This is a genomic window from Nonomuraea sp. NPDC050680, assembly GCF_040654555.1.
Classification (GTDB): Bacteria; Actinomycetota; Actinomycetes; order Streptosporangiales; family Streptosporangiaceae; genus Nonomuraea.
On the sequence record NZ_JBFAIF010000014.1, the window covers coordinates 90,742 to 108,352 of the forward strand.

The 17,611-nt window shown below is 66.4% G+C and carries 17 protein-coding genes, 1 tRNA gene and 1 pseudogene; 9 read left to right on the plus strand and 10 right to left on the minus strand.

Annotation, left to right across the window (positions count from 1 at the left end; all coding sequences use genetic code 11):
- Nucleotides 1–33 precede the first annotated feature (33 nt).
- Both AB0H88_RS35400 and AB0H88_RS35405 read left to right on the plus strand, forming a co-directional pair.
- Complete coding sequence (locus tag AB0H88_RS35400) at nucleotides 34–375, plus strand: metallopeptidase family protein (RefSeq protein WP_357652267.1); 342 nt, start codon at nucleotides 34–36, stop codon at nucleotides 373–375.
- A gap of 109 nt (nucleotides 376–484) precedes the next feature.
- Complete coding sequence (locus AB0H88_RS35405) at nucleotides 485–1,750, plus strand: MFS transporter (RefSeq protein WP_357652269.1); 1,266 nt, start codon at nucleotides 485–487, stop codon at nucleotides 1,748–1,750.
- On the opposite strand, the gene AB0H88_RS35410 is transcribed toward AB0H88_RS35405, so the two are convergent.
- Nucleotides 1,751–2,050, minus strand: a complete 300-nt coding sequence (locus AB0H88_RS35410; RefSeq protein WP_357652271.1) for a PspC domain-containing protein — start codon at nucleotides 2,048–2,050, stop codon at nucleotides 1,751–1,753.
- 91 nt (nucleotides 2,051–2,141) lie between these two features.
- On the opposite strand from AB0H88_RS35410, the gene AB0H88_RS35415 reads away from it, so the two are divergent.
- Together AB0H88_RS35415 and AB0H88_RS35420 are read left to right on the plus strand one after the other, a co-directional pair.
- Complete coding sequence (locus AB0H88_RS35415; protein WP_357652272.1) at nucleotides 2,142–3,296, plus strand: acyl-CoA dehydrogenase family protein; 1,155 nt, start codon at nucleotides 2,142–2,144, stop codon at nucleotides 3,294–3,296.
- A 59-nt stretch (nucleotides 3,297–3,355) separates the two neighbouring features.
- Nucleotides 3,356–3,428: transfer RNA gene (locus tag AB0H88_RS35420), tRNA-Lys, on the plus strand.
- A gap of 71 nt (nucleotides 3,429–3,499) precedes the next feature.
- Here AB0H88_RS35420 and AB0H88_RS35425 read toward each other — a convergent pair.
- Together AB0H88_RS35425 and AB0H88_RS35430 are read right to left on the minus strand one after the other, a co-directional pair.
- Nucleotides 3,500–3,769: pseudogene (locus AB0H88_RS35425) on the minus strand (tyrosine-type recombinase/integrase); the annotation flags it as partial.
- Between the two features lie 152 nt (nucleotides 3,770–3,921).
- Entirely contained in the window at nucleotides 3,922–4,323 is a 402-nt protein-coding gene (locus tag AB0H88_RS35430) for a hypothetical protein (RefSeq protein ID WP_357652274.1), read from the minus strand.
- 47 nt (nucleotides 4,324–4,370) lie between these two features.
- Here AB0H88_RS35430 and AB0H88_RS35435 point away from each other — a divergent pair, with 47 nt between their 5' ends.
- Nucleotides 4,371–4,778 carry a tetratricopeptide repeat protein gene (locus AB0H88_RS35435; protein ID WP_357652276.1) on the plus strand — a complete coding sequence of 136 codons (408 nt, stop codon included), beginning with the start codon at nucleotides 4,371–4,373 and terminating at the stop codon, nucleotides 4,776–4,778.
- A gap of 59 nt (nucleotides 4,779–4,837) precedes the next feature.
- Here AB0H88_RS35435 and AB0H88_RS35440 read toward each other — a convergent pair whose 3' ends face one another.
- The 3 genes from AB0H88_RS35440 to AB0H88_RS35450 form a co-directional block, all read right to left on the minus strand.
- A complete protein-coding gene (locus AB0H88_RS35440) occupies nucleotides 4,838–5,869 on the minus strand; it encodes a PQQ-binding-like beta-propeller repeat protein (RefSeq protein WP_357652278.1) in 1,032 nt (343 codons plus the stop codon).
- A gap of 424 nt (nucleotides 5,870–6,293) precedes the next feature.
- Nucleotides 6,294–6,614: a hypothetical protein gene (locus AB0H88_RS35445; RefSeq protein WP_357652280.1), complete on the minus strand. Its 321-nt coding sequence runs from the start codon at nucleotides 6,612–6,614 to the stop codon at nucleotides 6,294–6,296.
- A 1,232-nt stretch (nucleotides 6,615–7,846) separates the two neighbouring features.
- Nucleotides 7,847–8,590, minus strand: coding sequence for an MBL fold metallo-hydrolase (locus AB0H88_RS35450; RefSeq protein WP_357652282.1), 744 nt, complete (start codon nucleotides 8,588–8,590; stop codon nucleotides 7,847–7,849).
- Between the two features lie 233 nt (nucleotides 8,591–8,823).
- Here AB0H88_RS35450 and AB0H88_RS35455 point away from each other — a divergent pair, with 233 nt between their 5' ends.
- The 3 genes from AB0H88_RS35455 (at nucleotide 8,824) to AB0H88_RS35465 (ending at nucleotide 10,814) form a co-directional block, all read left to right on the plus strand.
- Entirely contained in the window at nucleotides 8,824–9,339 is a 516-nt protein-coding gene (locus AB0H88_RS35455) for a helix-turn-helix domain-containing protein (RefSeq protein ID WP_357652284.1), read from the plus strand.
- A gap of 103 nt (nucleotides 9,340–9,442) precedes the next feature.
- A complete protein-coding gene (locus AB0H88_RS35460; RefSeq protein ID WP_357652286.1) occupies nucleotides 9,443–9,619 on the plus strand; it encodes a hypothetical protein in 177 nt (58 codons plus the stop codon).
- On the plus strand, nucleotides 9,600–10,814 hold the full coding sequence (locus AB0H88_RS35465; RefSeq protein ID WP_357652288.1) for an aminopeptidase: 1,215 nt from the start codon (nucleotides 9,600–9,602) through the stop codon (nucleotides 10,812–10,814). Before AB0H88_RS35460 ends, AB0H88_RS35465 begins: the two co-directional genes overlap by 20 nt.
- 193 nt (nucleotides 10,815–11,007) lie before the next feature.
- Here the strand turns inward: AB0H88_RS35465 and AB0H88_RS35470 are convergent, their stop codons facing one another.
- Nucleotides 11,008–11,139 (minus strand): hypothetical protein, encoded by a 132-nt coding sequence (locus AB0H88_RS35470; RefSeq protein ID WP_357652290.1) that lies wholly within the window; start codon nucleotides 11,137–11,139, stop codon nucleotides 11,008–11,010.
- 132 nt (nucleotides 11,140–11,271) lie between these two features.
- Between AB0H88_RS35470 and AB0H88_RS35475 the strand changes: the two genes are divergently transcribed.
- Nucleotides 11,272–11,646: a hypothetical protein gene (locus AB0H88_RS35475; protein ID WP_357652292.1), complete on the plus strand. Its 375-nt coding sequence runs from the start codon at nucleotides 11,272–11,274 to the stop codon at nucleotides 11,644–11,646.
- A gap of 127 nt (nucleotides 11,647–11,773) precedes the next feature.
- On the opposite strand, the gene AB0H88_RS35480 is transcribed toward AB0H88_RS35475, so the two are convergent.
- From AB0H88_RS35480 to AB0H88_RS35490, 3 genes are all read right to left on the minus strand, one after another.
- Nucleotides 11,774–13,777, minus strand: a complete 2,004-nt coding sequence (locus tag AB0H88_RS35480; RefSeq protein ID WP_357652566.1) for a tetratricopeptide repeat protein — start codon at nucleotides 13,775–13,777, stop codon at nucleotides 11,774–11,776.
- Complete coding sequence (locus tag AB0H88_RS35485; protein WP_357652568.1) at nucleotides 13,731–13,961, minus strand: PT domain-containing protein; 231 nt, start codon at nucleotides 13,959–13,961, stop codon at nucleotides 13,731–13,733. Before AB0H88_RS35485 ends, AB0H88_RS35480 begins: the two co-directional genes overlap by 47 nt.
- 196 nt (nucleotides 13,962–14,157) lie before the next feature.
- Nucleotides 14,158–17,145: a BTAD domain-containing putative transcriptional regulator gene (locus tag AB0H88_RS35490; RefSeq protein WP_357652294.1), complete on the minus strand. Its 2,988-nt coding sequence runs from the start codon at nucleotides 17,143–17,145 to the stop codon at nucleotides 14,158–14,160.
- Nucleotides 17,146–17,611: the final 466 nt, after the last annotated feature.

Sequence of the window (17,611 nt, forward strand, 5' to 3'; positions counted from 1 at the left end):
TGCTTACCCAACCTGCGAGGCAGAATGGCAAGGGTGATCGAGGTTTCGCGGGAGAGGTTCGAAGAGCTCGTCGCCGAGGCGTTGGACGTGATCCCCCCAGGTCTGACCCGGGCGATGAGCAATGTCGTCGTCACGGTCGTCGACGATGCGCCCGAACCCAACCTCCTTGGCCTGTACACCGGAATCCCCCTCACAGAGCGCGGCGACTGGTACTCCGCAGTCTTGCCCGACCGCATTGAGATCTACCGCAATCAGATATGTCAGATTTGCGATACCGAAGCCGACGTGATCGACGAAGTGCGCATAACGGTCGTCCACGAGGTCGGGCACCACTTCGGCATCGATGACGCGCGGCTCCATGAACTAGGCTGGTAACCGTTCGCAATGGGTTGGCTGCTTTGGGTTGCGGCCCGTCAAAAGATCGGGCACCTTAGGTGACATAGCGAACACTCTGAGTCAGGCACAGCGGAGTCCAATGGGGGCCATGCGGACGCGACGGCTGCTGGGACGGCATCGCCGTGCCCTCCCACGCCAAGTCACCTACGGCGAGGTCATCGCCATCAGGGAGTTCCGCGCGCTCTGGTACGGCCAGAGCCTGTCCCTGCTCGGCGACCAGCTCGCCCAGGTGGCGCTGGCCGTGCTGGTCTACGACCGCACGCGATCGCCACTCGCGACCGCGGCCGTCTACGCGCTGACCTATCTGCCGACGATCCTCGGCGGCCCGCTGCTGGCCGGCCTGGCCGACCGGTTCGCGCGCAGGGGCGTCATGATCACGTGCGACCTGCTCCGCGCGGCGCTGGTGGGCGTGATGGCGCTACCAGGGGTGCCGTTCCCCGTGCTGTGCGGGCTGGTGTTCCTCGTGGTGCTGCTCAGCGCGCCTTTCTCGGCCGCGCGCGCGGCACTGCTGCCCGAGGTGCTCGAAGGTGACCAGTACATCGTCGGCTCCGCATTGCAGAACATGACGAACCAGGGCATCCAAATGCTGGGCTTCGCGGCCGGCGGCGCGATGATCGCCGCCGTAGGCCCCTATCGCGCGCTCGCGGTCGACGCGGCCACGTTCCTTGGCTCCGCGCTGATCCTGGTCGCGCGCGTTCATCGGCGCCCCGCGGCCGCCCACCAGAGCGGCAGGTCGTCGATGTGGGCCATGGCCAGGGCGGGATCTCGTCTCGTCTTCGGCGACCGAAAGCTCCGCACTCTTGTGCTCTTCGCCTGGCTCTGCGGCTTCTACATCCTGCCGGAAGGCCTGGCCGTGCCCTACGCGGCGAAGCTCAGCACCGGCACCCTGTCGATCCCGGTGGTCACCGGGCTGCTGATGGCGGCGATGCCGATGGGGACCGCGGTGGGGGCGTTCTTCTTCAGTAGGTACGTCACGCCACCGCGGCGATTGCGCATGATGGGGTGGATGGCCATCTTGAGCTGTCTGCCGCTGGTCGTGACCGCGATGCAGCCACCGCTGGCCGTGGTGCTGGGGGCGTGGTTCCTGTCGGGGGTGGGTGGGGCGTACCAGCTTGCGGCCAATGCCGCCTTCGTCCAGTGCGTGCCGGCCGACCAACGCGGCCAGGCGTTCGGCCTGGTGCAGTCGGGGCTTCTGGCCGTACAAGGGATCGGGATCCTGATCGGCGGGTTCGCCGCCGAGAAACTCGGACCGGAGCCGGTGGTCGCGCTGGCCGGCGTCACGGGTGTGACGGCCGCGGCCGTGCTCGCCATACTCTGGTCCGAGTCCCGGGTCGAGACCCCGGCCCCCGCCTGATCACTGCTGCGGCTTCTGCTCGCCGCGGTAGTAGTCGGTGCTGTCCTGCCAGGTGGACTTGGCCTGCTGCTTGTTGAGGAGGTCCTGGACGATCGAGGTGTTGCGGTCCTCGTCCGGCATGAGCAGCCAGCCGACCGCGTACACGCCGACTCCGAGCCCACCGAACAGCGTGACGATCGCCAGGCCGATCCTGATCAGGTTGGCGTCGATGCCGAGGTACTCCCCGATGCCCGAGCAGACACCCGCGATGACGCGGCCGTTGTTGGTCCGACGAAGCTGCTTGACGTTGTATTCGCTCATGTCTCAAGACTGCCCGGCGACCCGGCGTTCGCACATCAGGATTCCCCCTGGTAGAACCCTGGTAGGCCCTTACATGACGGAAGGACGCTCGATGGACGACCTGCTGCGCCTGGACGACCGGCTCAACAGCGAGCAGCGGCTGATCCGCGACACCGTCAGGTCCTTCGTCGACGACCGCGTCCTGCCGTACGTCGGTGACTGGTTCGAGCACGGCACCTTCCCCGCACGCGAGCTCGCCCCCGCACTCGGCTCGCTCGGCCTGCTCGGCATGCACCTCGAGGGCTACGGCTGCGCCGGCACGGACGCCATCTCGTACGGTGTGGCCTGCCGCGAACTCGAAGCCGGAGACTCGGGTCTGCGGTCCTTCGTGTCGGTTCAGGGGTCGCTGGCCATGTTCCCCATCTGGCGTTATGGGTCCGCCGAGCAGAAAGAGCAATGGCTGCCCCGGATGGCCGCCGGTGAGGCAATCGGCTGTTTCGGCCTGACCGAGCCCGACCACGGCTCCGACCCGGCCAACATGCGAACGTACGCCAAGCGAGACGGCTCCGACTGGATCCTGAACGGCTCCAAGATGTGGATCACCAACGGCTCCATCGCCGACGTCGCCGTCGTGTGGGCGCAGACGGACGAAGGCATCCGCGGCTTCGTCGTACCGACCGATACGCCGGGCTTCTCCGCCCCTGAGATCCACAAGAAGCTGTCCCTTAGGGCCTCGATCACCTCGTCCCTGTATTTCGACGACGTACGCCTGCCCGCCTCAGCGGTACTCCCCGAAGTCTCCGGCCTGAAAGGCCCCCTCTCCTGCCTCTCAGAGGCCCGTTTCGGCATCATCTGGGGCGTCGTGGGCGCCGCCCGCGCATGCCTGGAGGCGGCGGTCTCCTACGCGAAGACGCGAGTGCAGTTCGACAAGCCGATCGGCGCCTTCCAGCTGACCCAGGAGAAACTGGCCTGGATGTACGTCGGAACGGCACAGGCAGGCCTGACGGCCCTGCACCTGGGCGAGCTGAAGGATGCGGGCAAGCTGGAGCCCCGGCAGATCAGCTTCGGCAAACTGGCCAACGTACGGGCGGCTCTGGACATCGCCCGGCAGGCTCGAACGATCTTGGGCGGGAACGGGATCACGCTGGAGTACCCTGTGATCAGGCACATGAACAACCTGGAGAGCGTGCTCACCTACGAAGGCACCCAGGAGATCCACACACTGGTGCTGGGGGAAGCGCTGACGGGGCTCCCGGCTTATCGGTGAGGGGGCTCAAGGGCGTCGCGTGGGGGGCGGTAATCTCTGTACCCTTGTGCTGTTGCTAGGGGGCGTTAGCTCAATTGGCAGAGCTGCGGACTTTTAATCCGTAGGTTCCGGGTTCGAGCCCCGGGCGCCCTACCTCAATGACCTGGGCGGACTCCCCGATCTTCATGATCAGGAAGCCCGCCCTGTTGCATTTTCAGTTGCAGTTATCCCCAGAGCGCGCGGCCCATGCGGGCTGCTGCCTCGGTCGAGAGTGTGGCCGTGATGTGGGTGTAGCGCTTCGTTGTGGTCAGTTGTGAGTGGCCGAGAATCTCCTGAACGACGCTGATGTCCACGCCTTGTTCGATGAGGAGCGTCGCGGCGGTGTGGCGAGCGTCGTGGACGCGCGCGTCTTTCTCGACTTCGGCCAAGCGGAGGAGTTCCTTCCATTCGTCCCAGTCCTGTCCGGCGTCGATGGGGCGTCCGTCTAGGTGGCACCAGACGAGGTCATAGTCCTGCCACTACTCCCCCGCCGCTTCCCGTTCGGTCTGCTGGGCCTTCTGGTGGAGCTTGAGGAGCGGGATCAGCGGGGGCGGGATCATGACGGTTCGCTTGCTCTTGCCCTTGGGCTTCACAAAGATCCAGCCGCCTACGCGTTCGGGCAGGAGGGTGCGTGCTTGGTGCAGTCGGGCGCGCAGTACTTCTGGCCTTCCTTGTTGCACACGTGCTTGCGGCCGGAGGTGCGCTTGGCCTTGGGGCATTCCTTGGGGCACGGGTAGCGGTGAAGTCGTCCGCCGCAGGTGTGCGGGTCCTTGCAGCCGTGGCGGTAGCGCTGGTGCTTGATCTGCCAGAAGACGCGGATCACGCCTCGCTTGAGGTCCACGTACTTCCAGCGCAGGCCCAACGCCTCACATTGCCGAAGGCCGAGAGCGAGCGCCACGGACCAACGGGTTCCGTTCCTCTGGTGGTTGGCCACATCGAGGACATCGCGGGCCTCGTCGGCATCGAGCGGTTCGATCTCCACGTCCTCAGCGGCGGGCGCATCGATCAACGTACAGACGTTGCGGGAGACCTTCTCCCGGCGTACTGCGATCTTGAGTGCGCGGGACAGGATGCGGTGAATCTGGAGGAGCAGCTACCTGCTACACCTGGCTCGCCGACGACGACCGTGCCGAAGAGCACGCCCGCGAAACCATCCAGATGTACACCCGTCCGGCCGGTTCTTCGAACGCTCCCATGCGTGTCGCTGACGCTCACATAGATCTAGGCATTGTGCACGCCCGACGCGGCGACCTCGACGCGGCTGTTGACGAGGGCATGGTCGCTTTCGACATCGACCGGCGATCCCTCACCAACCTGACGTTCGAGCTCGATGATGCCGCCAAGGTCGACCCAGGCCAGGTGCTGATACAGGAATGGGATGAGAAGAGACAACAAGACGTCGACGTCGTGATCTCTCTGGGTGCTTTCGAGCGAATGGGCCAGGATCCCCGGAACTGTCCTTGACATTATGCGCCCGTGCAATATGCATGAAATGATCAAGATGGCGGGAACGAAGTGACACTCTAGCGCCGCAGTTCAGGGGCTGTATATGAGTGGAAACGGTCACGAGCTGTAAAACCGTCGACCAGGATCATCTTTAACGTTCCCTTGGTGACCATGATCATCTCCCCGGTTCCCAGGTCTTGCAGTGCGGTAACCCTGGCGGCCGACGAACACCGCTCCAGGACGTGCCCGTCGGACCGGAGGTGAAATAGTACGCCGCCTTGGCTGGCCATCACGAACCCCTCGCGGCTTCGCCCCACCCCGTCGGCGAATGGCTGCCCGATATCCAACTTCCACAATGCCGATCCGTCTTCGGGGTCAACAGCGAGATAACCGCCCCGCCGCTCGCCAAACCACACCACGCCGCCGACGAACTCCGCAGCCGAGGGCCAAAGATCGGCATGATGATCGATGAACCGATCGACGAGACCCGAGAGTCGAATGGTCGCAACGGATCGCGGCCCACACAAAGCCAGACAACGGTCGGGGCCGATCATGGTGAACGCCGGACGATTATCGGTGTCAGTCAGTGGCTCCGGCAGTCGCCAGCTGTTCAGTTCCCTTCCGTTCCGTGGATCGATCAGCCACGCTTTCGTGCCGCTTCCCAGCAGCACACCGCCGCCCCACGGCAGAGGAAGCACCGTGTCCGTACGCCGCTGTGTCAGCCATAGAGGCTGTCCGTCTTCCAAATTGAAGGCGGCCATGGGTGTGTAATCCCGCCAGCCGCCCACGATGACCGTCTCTGCGGTGGCTACGACATGCCCCGAGTATGGGCGCAAGCCAGCGCGCCACACCGTGGATCCCGTCGTGAGCTCGACGCAGGACAGTTGATCGCTGTCCTGTGCCAGCGCTAGACAGCGATCGCCGGTGATTATGAGGCCACGCGGCCAAGTTCCTATCGGAATGTCCCATCGGACGGAGCCGTCATGGCGATTCAGACCTACCAGCCGAGTATGCCGCTCATGAACCACCACGCAGTCTTCAGCCACTGCGAATGCGCGCGCGGAACCCCTTTGGTGGAGCTGCCGCTCCCACAGTGTCATCCCGATCATCCACCCAGTGCACCAGGCAAAGGTCGGCTCCACCAACCGCAGCGCGGGCCGAACTTCGGCTGATGCCCGTTGACCAGGCTGGAGCGGGTGGTGAGCGGCGGTCAGTCACAATCACTTGGAGGGCATACATGCTATGCAGATGCTCCACCAGGCTTCTGGGAGCCACCCGGGCGGACGACCATGAACTGAGCTGAACGGGCCTGAACAGGCGGAGCCCTGGCGACCAGCGGGGCGAACGGCTCTGAACGACCCTGAAGATCGTTTGGGACCTACGGATCGGGAGGTGCGTGCCCGTTGCGTGCCCGTTCGGACGGCGATCAGCGGGAGCCGCGGGGACTCAACAGCGCTCGACTCACGTACGCCCAGGTCAGCGTATCCTCAGCTCAAAGCGCATGATCTTGAAAGAGTTCCCAAGCTGATGACTTCAGCTCACCGAACGTGGCAGCTTCGGGTAGTGCAAGACCTCTACGTACATGATCCGTCCCTCAACGACGTCAAGGATCAGATCACCTCTCGGCGGAAGCAACGGTACGCATCTGTGCCCGGGCCCGTACGCTCCGTCCGGCCGCTCAGCCGTATAGAAGCTCTGGCAGAAGTCATCTCCGCATCCACACTCCTCATAGAGTTGGATGTCCCAGGCGGAGACGGCGAGATCCTCTTCCCCTTCTTCTCTCAGACACGCGATGAGATCGGCGACGAGATCGGGGAACAACCCACGTACAAGCGGCCGCTCGATCCTGCTCATGCCACACAGTCTCCCAGCCCCCCGTGGAGGCGCCATCAAGATCCGGAGCATGCACGGATTACCTCCCTTGGGCAAAAATGAAGCAGCACCCAAATTCCCAGGTCAGAACCCGCGAAGACCAAGAAGCGCCTTCCACTTTTAATCCGTAAGTTCCGGTTCCGGGCCTCGGAAGCCCAAGTGCATCCGACCCGAAGCTCTGTGAGACGATCCGAGTGGGCAACCACTGCGAACGCTCGCGGAAGTCGAGGAGTCCAGCGTGTTACTCGCCATGATCCTTGTGTACGCAACACCTGTCGTTATCGTCGTGGGATCGCTCTTTGTGACGTCCCGTAGCCCGCGTCGCAAGATCCTCTACTTGGCCGTCACTCTCGCCGCCATGAACGTAGTGCTCGTGATCGCCTGGACATCGGGTCGGGATGCATGGGGGTCTTGGCTCTTCTTCGTTCTTCCGGCTGCGCTCGTCACGGGGATACGGCTGATCGTCGCCATCGTCCTGGCTTCCTCGGACGCAGCAGACGACTTGCCTCAGAGTTGCAGTTCGCGTTGCAATGCGGAGCCGTCCGAGGGCGTTCAGAATGGACCGCGCACGCCCTCTGACCTGCATTGAACTGCCTGGAACCGTGATCGGCCGAGCTTTTAATCCGTAGGTTCCGGGCCTGGGCGCCCTACCATCTCTTACCCTATTTGACCTGCGAGTTCTCGATTCTCGGGGGCGTTTCACCGAGAAGATGATCTCGGGTGGTTGCTCGCTGGTTGCTCTTGGGCAGGGACCGGGCTGTGAGTGCCAAGAACTCGGCCGCCCTATGCGACCTGCGCGTACCCGTGGATCAGCCCGCCGAGGCGGTCACGCCGGATGACCTTGATATCGTCCTCGACCGGGTCGGGAAAGGCTCGCAGCGGGGCGGCCTGGCCCAGGGAGCGATGCCGGCGATGCTCATTGAAGTGAGGATCCGATCGAGGAGTTCTCGGCGCAGGCCGCCGATCCAGCGTTCGGCGAAAGCGTTGGCCTGCGGAGCTTGAGGTGGCGTCTTGAGGATACGGGTGCCTGCGGCCGTGAAGACTTCGTCGAACATGGTGGTGAACTTCGTATCCCGATCACGGATGAGGAATTTGAACCCGCCGAACCCCAGGTCAACCCCAGCGGCCGAGTTTCGGGCACCCACAGGACACAAGGCGGGAGAAGTCGGGCAAGCCGAATGACCTGCGCGGATGACATTCCCTGAAACCTTGGCTCACGAAAGGTCGAAGACGAGACCGGACGTAGCGATGCCGATCTCACCGTCGTATCTGGCCCCAGCGGCGGCTCGCGCGGCTGGGGTGTCCGTGCCTGGCTGCAGGTGCGTCAGTAACAGGTGCCGGGCATCGGCTTCCAGGGCTTGCTGGCCTGCCTGACGGGCGCTTGTCAGGTAACGTCGGGAATCCTCCGGGACCTGATTCACATAGGTAGCCTCGGCCAGTAGCAGGTCAGCGCCACGCGCCAGTTCCACCCTGTCGGGACTCGGGCCGCTGTCACTCGCATACGCAAGCACCCGTCCGCCCGCTGTCAGCCGTATGCCGGCATTGGGTACCGAGTGCGGCAGCACACGAGTCTCTGCGCGAAACGGGCCGATGTCGAATCCGCTGCCGGCGGTGAACTCGTGCAGGACATAGGCGTCGGTCAGCACACCTGGGCGGTCCAGCGCGAGCACCGCATCCAGGGCGCCGGGCAGCGAGTACACCGGCAACGGCGCCGGCGGGTCATAACGCATTGTGCGCGCCCGCAACAGCGGGTTCAGGTCGGCGCAGTGGTCGGGATGTCCGTGGCTGATGAACACCGCATCGATCTGATCGGCGCTGACCCGTTCCAGCAGCCGCGGCACCGTCGCATGTCCAAGGTCGACGAGCAGCCTGAACCCGTCGTGCTCCACGAGGTAACCACTGCAGGCCTGGCCCGCCGTCGGCCACGCACCGCATCCGCCAAGGACCGTCAGCAGCATCCGTGAACCCTAGCGGATGTCGCTCGTTCTCAGTGGTCGACACAAAGTCGCGGTCCGCCGTGATGCCCTGGAAGCCGAAGGAGGTGCAGCAATTCGGCCCGCCACGCCGCAGCCGCCTCATCATCGCTCTCCGGGATGAACGCCGCGATCGTCTGGCACTGCCGTCCAGGCCTGAGGACGCGCCGCAGAGCCACCTCTTTCCCAATAGCTGTTGGATAAATTATTATCCCAAGGTGTCTTTGGAAAATCGGGATGACCTTGTTCCCCTGCGCGCCCTGGCCAACCCGCTGCGCATCCGCATCGTGTCGTTGCTCACCGGCGCGTCGATGTCGGCCACCGAGGTCGCCGACGAACTCGGCATCGCGCACGCCTCGGCCAGCTACCACCTGCGCCAGTTGGCCAAAGCGGGCTTCCTCCAGCAGACGGACGAGCGGCTGCGGGCAGGCAAGGGCCGCCCACAACTGCGCTACCGGTACGATCCGTCCAGCGGCGAGCGCCTCGACCGGTCCGAGGGACGGCAACTCCTCCACCAGGCGATGAGCACTGACCTGGCCAGGCGCCTGGCTGAGACTGATCGCCAGCGCACGTCCATGGACGCCGAGGTATGGCTGGCCAGGCCCGTCTGGGAGGAGATCGTCGGCCTGATCGGCCAGGCCGTGGCGCTCCTGCACGATAAGGCCGGACCGCCGCACGACGGCGTCAAGGTCAGCATGACCGCGCTCCTGCTCGAACTGCGTGACGAACGATGATCGGCCGCCTGCTCGTCCGCGCGGCCGGCGCGTTCCTGTCGATCGGCTGCTCATCCCGGCGCTTCCGCGATACCTCACCGGCCCGCTGGGCCAGGGAGCGGGCATGGTAGGCGTCTCGTTGGCCATCACCGTGGCGGCCGGGGTGCTGGCCCGCCCGCTGGCCGGACGGGTGGCCGACAGGGCCGAACGCCACACGGCCCTGTGCGCGGGCGCGCTGCTGTTCCTGCCTATGCGCCACAACGAACACGAAGGAGCCCCCCTTGACCATTCCCCCCACTGACCTGTCCGGCTATGCCGACGTCGTGTTCGACGTGGCCGTGCCCCTGCTGGCGGACGACCGGGTGCTGATCAACGCCGAGATCGAGCACGCCCCGCTCGCCCGCGCCCTGGCCGAGGCCGCCTACGCCAGAGGCGCCCGCTACGCCGACATCTGGTACTTCGACCCGCACGCCAAACGATCCCGCGTCCGGCACGCCGACACCGCGAGCCTGGCCGAGGTGCCCTCGTGGCTCGACGCCCGCAACGACGAGCTAGGACGGCACGGCGGCATCATCGTCAACGTCCGCGGCGCCGCCGCCCCCGACCTCCTGGCCGGGCTGGATCCGATACGCGTCGGGCTGGACCGCATGCCGTCGCTGACCTCACGGCAGCGGCTCCAGCTCAACAACCTGGTCCGCTGGACGATCGTCCCCTACGCCACCCCCGAGTGGGCCCGTGCCGTCTTCGGCGAACCCGACCAGGCCAGGCTGTGGCGGCACCTGCGCCGCATCCTCCGTCTCGACGAGCCCGATCCGCGCGCGGCGTGGCAGCAGCGCATCGCCGAACTGCTCGATCGCGCTCGACGGCTCACCGAAATGCGCCTGGACGCCGTGCGGTTCGAGGGCCCCGGCACCGACCTGACCATCGGCCTGCTCCCGGACGCCCACTGGACCGCCGCCCGCCTGGAGGACGTCAAGGGCCGCCCGTTCCAGGCCAACCTGCCGACCGAGGAGGTGTTCACCACCCCCGACTACCGACGCGTCGACGGCACGGTCCGCGCCACCCGGCCGCTGTCCCTCGACGGCACCGTCATCCGCGACCTGGAGCTGACCTTCGCCGATGGCGTCGTGACCGGTGTCAGGGCGAGCGCCGGAGCTGACGTCGTCCGCGCGCACCAGGCCACCGACGCGGGGGCGGCCCGGCTGGGCGAGCTCGCTCTGGTCGACAGCTCCTCGCGGGTGGGCGAGAGCGGCATCACCTTCATGGAGACCCTTCTGGACGAGAACGCCACCTGCCACCTGGCCTGGGGCGCCGGGCTGCCTCCGGGCGCGCCCGCCCACCTGCGTACGGACGATCCCGCACGGCTGGACGCGGCGGGCGTGAACACCTCGCGCGTGCACGTCGACTTCATGGTCGGCGGCCCGGACGTCACGGTCACCGGGCTGGGGGCCGGCGGGAAGGTGGCGCTCCTGCGCAACGACGCCTGGGAGTTCTGACGCCCCCACACAGGCTGTCACCTTTCGCCAGGTCCTCTCCACCCGCGAATACCGTGCCCTCTGGTCGGCAACGCTCCTGTCGGACCTCGGCTACCAGCTCGCCCGCGTGGCCGTCGCGGTGATCGCGGTGATCGCGGTGATCGCGGTGATCGCGACGAGCGGACCTCGTCGGCGGCGATCAATTATTCGTCATTCACCTGTTGGAGGCGCCGGTCAGGGCGTCGTACAGCGCCGTGTTGCCGCAGGTGTTCGACGACGACCGGTATGTCACCGCGCTGTCTGCGCTGCAGATGGCCTCCCAGCTCACCCGAGTCATCGGGTTCACGGCGGGCTCATTTACTCGCGCGTCCGGACAGCTCGGTGCATATCAGTGCGTTAATCACATCGATAACGGATCGAAAGCCGTCGTGCCTAGCATCGCCCAGAACATAGCGGTTTCGAACGAGGGGGATCTGGAATGCGACTACACACGAAGATCGCGATGGCGGCCGGCGGGCTGGCGCTGATCGGCACGAGCCTGCTGGTGACGGCTCCGGCGCAGGCTCAGGGCAACCCGCCGTGCTACGCCAAGAGCGGGCACCTGTACTGCGGGAACAAGGCCGGGGTGAGCCTGTGGCGCAGCCCGCGCTACAGCGACCATGACCAGGATGCCGTGGACACACTGAAGTCGAACCCCAGCTACTTCCAGTGCTACGTCTCCGGGCAGAAGCACGGAGGCGGGAACAACATCTGGTATCGGACGTACGGCGACGTCAGCGGGCGCACCGGCTATGTCGCGGCCGAGAGCGTCTACACCTGGAAGGACCCGTTCCCGGGCGTCCGCCACTGCTAGTGCTGCGTCCTCGAAGCGTGTGGGCATGCCTCTGACCAGGAGCTCTGGGCGGGGGCATCCTGCATGGCAGGAGGGTTTCCGCCATGCAATGACCGCCAGTGTCGGCGATTCGGGTTGAGCCCCGCGTCTAGAGTTGCTGCGAGATGGCGTCGGGGGTTTCAGGAACCGGGTCGAGTTCGATCGCGCGGGCTTCGCTGTAAGTGATCAGCCCCAGCTCGTGGAGGATTGCCGCTGACTTGTTCAGGTTGTCACGGTCACCGGTCGCCCGGCCGAGCCCCCACAAATGCTCTGCCTCCCAGTAGGTGCCGGACAAACCACGCTGCCTATCCAGTCGGAGGGCCTCCTGGAAGCACGTCACCGCCTCATCCGCCTGCCCAGCCAGTCTGTGTGCCTCACCAAGGTTGCCCAGCGCCATCACCTCGGTGACCCTGGCATTCGACTCCCTTGCCAGAGACAGAGCCTTTCGGTGAGCGGCGACTGCCTCGTCGTAGCGTCCGAGTCGTTGATGGGTCAGCCCGATGCCCGTCAGGCACGATGCCTCATGCCGGGCGTGGCCCAATCGGTGCCAGATTGCGCTTGCCTGTTCCAGGGCAACAAGCGACTCCTCGTGGCGACCCAACGAACGAAGAGCCGCACCGCGTCCGTTCAGGGCCAAGGCCTGGCCGGTGTCGTAGCCGATCGGCCCCCAGGCATCGAGAGCCCGATCGAAGGACGTCAGAGCCTCAGAGGGCTTTCCCAACGCGTGCAATGCCCAACCGAGATCATTGTTGCCGAGGCCCGCCTGGCGGAGATCACCGCTGGAACGCGCCGCCTCCAGAGCGAGGTGCCCCAGAGCCAGTTGCTCGCGCCATCGCGCTCGCTGTTCCAACGGCGTGTTCAAGCATGCGGACAGGTAGGCCGCGATCGCCGGATCAGCACTCGTCACGGCCTGACGGGCAGTGGCGACAAGGTTCTCGATCTCGATATCGAGCCATGCGTTGACCGCCTCAATGGACTCCAGCGGCACCCCTGAATGGGTGAGAACCTCGGGTACGAGGTCGATCCGCCAGGCGATCAGCGGCTCGACCGACAACGCCGCGCGTCGTGCCGTGGCGAGATAGCAGTGGAAAGCTCGTCGGACGGCGAGGGCCCGGGCTTTCTCGCTCTCCTGCTTCATCGCGAGTTCCTTGGCGAACAACCTCAGGAGGTCGTGCATGCGATACCGCCCGGGAACATTGGACACCACGAGCTGGCTCTCCAGCAAATGATCGAGAAGCGCGGCCGTGCGCCGCTCCGGCAGCTCCGCGAGAGCTGCGGCGACGGGAACGCCGATATCCGGCCCGTCCAGAAGGCCGAGCAACCGGAACAGCCGGGCCGCCGGTCCATCACCCAGGTCCTCGTAGCTGACCATGAAACTGGCGCGTACCGCCTGGTCGTCGATCTCGAGCTCGGCCAGGCGCCGCTGCTCGCTGGCGAGTCTGTCGGCGAGGGCGCGAACTGACATGTCCGGGCGCCCGAGCAGTCGCGCTGCGACAATGGACAGCGCCAGCGGTAGTTCGCCACAAAGTGGTATGACCTCGGCCACCGCCTGGGCTTCGCGGTCGAGCCGGTCAGTGCCGAGGAGCCTGGTGAGAAGCGCGCCGGCCTCGTCTGGCATCAGCCCTCGGAGCTGAGAATGGCTCGCGGCGTCGATCGAGCTCAGCATCCGCCTGCTGGTGATGAGCACGCCGCACGTCGCGCTGCCTGGCAGCAGATGGCGTACCTGCTCGGCGCTCGCCGCATTGTCCAAAAGGATCAGCAGGCGCTTCCCGTGTGTCAGCGAGCGGAAGGTCGCGACGGCCTCCTCCTGCTCGCCCAGGATCGCCGGGGTGGCGACTCCCATGGAACGCAGGAATCGGCCGAGCACCTCCTCGGTGGGCAGGGCGTCCGTATCGGGAGTGGATCCCTGCAGGTTGACATAGAGCTGTCCATCGGGGAAATGGTGGGAAATGTGGTGGGCCACCTGGAGAGCGAGAGCCGACTTGCCGATGCCGGCCGGTCCGGAGATGGCCACCGCGCGCTCGGAGCCATCGGTCAGCAGGGTGCACAGCCTCTCGACCTCTGTCTCACGGCCGGTGAACGTCGCGATGGGGCTGGGCAGCTGTGCCGGGATCGGTCGTTCGAGTGCCGTGAGCTGGGCGACGACCTGTGACGGGACACCCGGGCTCGACTCCGGCTGGCCTTCCGGCTGGCCTTCCGGCTGGCCTTCCGGTTGGCCTTCCGGTTGGCCTTCCGGTTGGCCTTCCGGTTGGCCTTCCGGTTGGTTGGACTCCCCCACTATGAGCCCTCGCAGGCAGTGGTTACGCCGTTCCGCAGGCCCACGACCACTCGGCCGGCGGCGATGCTCGGCAACGTCGAGGCCGACATGATTCCCAGCGCGACCGGCTGACCGGCTGATCCGGTAATCAGGAAATCCACCTCACGACCCATCATCCCTCACGTCAGGGACATGCATCGTAGCGGAGTGTCCGACAGAGGATGCCCGGCCGATGCTCAGACGCTCACCCGCGCAGCCGCCCTTACGGCCTCGTCGTGCCAGCCTGCCGCACCGATGGCCGCGAAGGTCTCGGCAGCCTGTTGCAGATGGAAGGTGCTGTCATCGCCTTTGATGTGGCCGAGAGCGAGCAGGACCCGGCCCTCGACCAGCCTGTCCCCCACCCGGCGGGCGATGCGCAGCGCCTGATGCAGAGTGGAGCCGGCCTCGGCGGTCTCTCCCAGGTCGAGCTGCGCTTCGCCCAGCGCATGTAACACATACGCCTGGCCGACCAGGTCGTTCAGGTCGAGGGTGAGGGCCAGGGCGCGCTCACCCTGCCTGATCGCGTCCGCGTAGCGGCCCTGGCGGCGGTAGACCTCGGCCAGGCGTTTGAGCAACTGGGCCTCGGTCTGCTTGCCTCCCGGATTGACGATCAGCGCGCGATCCAACAGCCGCGCGGCCTCCTCCAGCCGGTCTTCCAGCATGTGGATGTGTGAGAGAAAGCCCAGGCCGTGGGCGAGGCCGGTGGTGTCGCCGACCTGCTCGAACAGCGCCAGCGCCTGTTCCAGCTCCCGTCTCCCCCTGTCGAGGTCTCCCTCGAAGAGATGGACCGTGCCGAGGTGACGGAGCGTGACGGCCTGGCTGGGCACGTCGTCAAAGCGCCGGAACAGCTCAAGAGCCGTCTCCAGCAGGTCGGCGGCCGGGAGCAGCCGCCGGCGGCACAGATTCAGGGAGCCGAGGGAGAACAGCATCGCGGCCTGGCCCGGCAGGTGGGAGGCGGCGCGGCAGGCGTCAAGAGCCCGGGTGGCGACCGCCCGCCAATCGTCGAAGTAGGCCCGCGACTCGAACATGTGCACGAAGCTGGCCGCGAGGTCGCGGCACAGGTCGGCGAGCCGCAACTCGGCGCTCTGCGTCACCGCGGAGACGAGGTTCAGCCGCTCGCTCTCCAGCCACGCCAGCGGGTCATTCAGCAACGCCGCCTGCGCGGCGTCCTCCGGTAGCCAGCGCGGAGTGTCGCCGCGCGGCACCATCGGGTAGCGGCTGCCGTATCGCATGTCGCGGGCCTGCTCTGCCAGGCCGAGCAACGCGCCGAAGGCCCGGCTCAGCACGGCCAGCCTGGCGTCCGGCGGCTCTGCGGCCTCCGCCTGCTCGCGGGCGAACAGGCGGATCAGATCGTGGAAGCGGTAACGCGGCTGGCCGGCCACGTCCCTGCCGAGCGGCTGCAGCAGTTGGGCATCGACCAGTTGCTCCAGTAGCCGCTCACCGTCGTGCACCGTCGTGTCCAGCAGCGCCGCCACCAGCCAGGGCGCGAATCCGCCTGGGGCGTCCATCAGCGCCAGCCGCCGGAACGCCAGGGCCGCCCGCGTCGACAGTTCGCGGTAGGACAGCTCGATGCTGGCTCGTACCTCCAGCTCACCTCGGCTGAGCTGGTCCAACCGGCTGCACTCGTCGGCCAGCCGCTCGGCCATTTCGGCGACTGGCCACTGCGGCCGCGTGGCCAGTTTCGCCGCTGCGATGCGCAACGCCAGCGGCGACCCGTCGCACAGAGCGGCGAGTTTCGCCGCCGCCTCCCGTTCGGCAGCCGCTCGCTCCGCTCCGAGTACACGCTCCAGTAGTTCGGCGGACTCCTGCTCGGTCAGAACCTCCACCGGCACCGGCAGCGCGCCACCGCCCACTATCAAACCTTCCAGCCGGCGCCTGGAGGTGACGATCACACAACAGCCTGGCGTCGCCGGCAGCAATGGCCGCACCTGTGCCGCCGATTCGGCGTTGTCCAGTACGACCAGCACCTTCCGGCCATCCAGGAAGCTGCGGAACAACGCGGTCCGCTCCTCCACCCCGGCCGGAACCGCCGCCCCGTCAACTCCGAGCGCCCGCAGGAACCGCTCCAGCACCGCCGCGGGTTGTGCCGACTCTCTGTCGAGGTCATAGCCACGAAGGTTGGCGAACAACTGGCCATCAGGAAACCGGTCGGTCACCTGATGAGCCCACTGCAGAGCAAGCGCGGTCTTGCCCACCCCGGCCGCCCCGCTGATCACGCCCATTGGCAGGTGTCGCCCGTCCTGCCTCAGCAATCGATCCAGCGTCCGTATCTGCGTCATCCGGCCCACGAACGCTGATACCGCCGGCGGCAACTGCGCCGGCCGTACCGTCACGACTGGCCCTGAACCCGCTGGAAGAGGCCCATCGTCCGCGTTCCCGCCAAGGCGCGTCGCAGGCAGCGCGAGAACCTCCGGTTGTGCGGCATCGCAGGCAGGCGGTCCGGCCAGGATCGCCTGCTGGACCTCTCGCAGCCCTCTGCCCGGCTCCAGGCCCAGTTCGTCCAGAAGAAGCTTGCGGCCTTGCTGGTAGCTTTCCAGCGCGTCGGCCTGCCGTCCCGAGTGCCACAGCGCCCGCATCAACTGTGCGCGCAGTCCCTCACGCAGCGGATGATCCTCCACCAGCCCTGCCAGCCGTGCCACCACCTCGCGAGAACGGCCACAGGCCAACTCCGCCTCGGCCCACTCCTCCGCGATGCCCAGCCGGGCATCCTCCAGACCGCGCGCCACCGCGGTGATCTCGATGGTGTCGATCTCGGCCAGCACCGGCCCCCGCCACAGCCCGAGCACCCGCCCCAGCATCGCCGCCGCCTGCTCGCTCTGCCCCGCTGCGGCCGCCCTTCGGGCCGCTGCCGCCTGTTCCTCCGCCTCGCGCGTGTCCAGCCACACATCGTCGGTACGCAGGCGATAACCGGTCTGCTCAGTGACGATCACCTGCACGTCGCAGCCGGCGGCCTTGAATACCTTACGTAACCCGTGCACGTGGATCGGGATCTGGGTGCGCACCGATTCGGGCAGGCGCTCGCCCCAGACCGCGGCCGCCAGCCGATCGACCGACACGACCCGCCCGGCATCCAACAACAGCGCGGCCAGTAGTGAACGTTGCCGAAGCCCGCCCAACCTGACAGGGCGCCCCCTGACGCCGACCTCCAGCGGACCAAGAACTCGAAACTCTATGTGAGTTGTCATGACATCCCCCGTTGACCATCCAGTGTCCTGCGTTCAAAAGTCGTCGGCAACAGCCGGGCGTGGGATTCGAAGATCATTTCCGTGGTCTTCCCCCACGAATGGCGGGATCTTGTTCGGCTGGATCGATGTCGGCCACTCGCGGATGTCCTCGTCGCCCGGCACAGACCCGGGTGGGGCGCGTTGACGGGTGGCGGACTACGCGGCACCAGGGTCGTGCACGGCAGCGCACAGCGGGTTGGCCCGAATCAACTTGAAATCAAATCGATAACGCGCCCGGATAGCGTCCCGATAACAGCCTTCATTGGCACCACCTCTGGGAGCAGGGCCATGACATTCCGCAGCAGCGCTGGCAGGAGGCTGTCGATGCCTACAGAACTCGCCACGACGTGCGGGTCCTCCCAAGGGCGACCGTGGGGGCATGGGCGACCTGGCCGTAACGGTGATAACAGGGTCGCGTTCGTGGACG

Excerpts from the sequence above, each read along its gene's own strand:
- AB0H88_RS35405 (WP_357652269.1), top strand. The coding sequence starts at position 485 with ATGCGGACGCGACGGCTGCTGGGACGGCATCGCCGTGCCCTCCCACGC.
- AB0H88_RS35410 (WP_357652271.1), bottom strand. The coding sequence starts at position 2,050 with ATGAGCGAATACAACGTCAAGCAGCTTCGTCGGACCAACAACGGCCGC.
- AB0H88_RS35415 (WP_357652272.1), top strand. The coding sequence starts at position 2,142 with ATGGACGACCTGCTGCGCCTGGACGACCGGCTCAACAGCGAGCAGCGG.
- AB0H88_RS35440 (WP_357652278.1), bottom strand. The coding sequence starts at position 5,869 with ATGATCGGGATGACACTGTGGGAGCGGCAGCTCCACCAAAGGGGTTCC.
- AB0H88_RS35445 (WP_357652280.1), bottom strand. The coding sequence starts at position 6,614 with ATGAGCAGGATCGAGCGGCCGCTTGTACGTGGGTTGTTCCCCGATCTC.
- AB0H88_RS35450 (WP_357652282.1), bottom strand. The coding sequence starts at position 8,590 with ATGCTGCTGACGGTCCTTGGCGGATGCGGTGCGTGGCCGACGGCGGGC.
- AB0H88_RS35460 (WP_357652286.1), top strand. The coding sequence starts at position 9,443 with ATGGTAGGCGTCTCGTTGGCCATCACCGTGGCGGCCGGGGTGCTGGCC.
- AB0H88_RS35475 (WP_357652292.1), top strand. The coding sequence starts at position 11,272 with ATGCGACTACACACGAAGATCGCGATGGCGGCCGGCGGGCTGGCGCTG.
- AB0H88_RS35490 (WP_357652294.1), bottom strand. The coding sequence starts at position 17,145 with ATGACAACTCACATAGAGTTTCGAGTTCTTGGTCCGCTGGAGGTCGGC.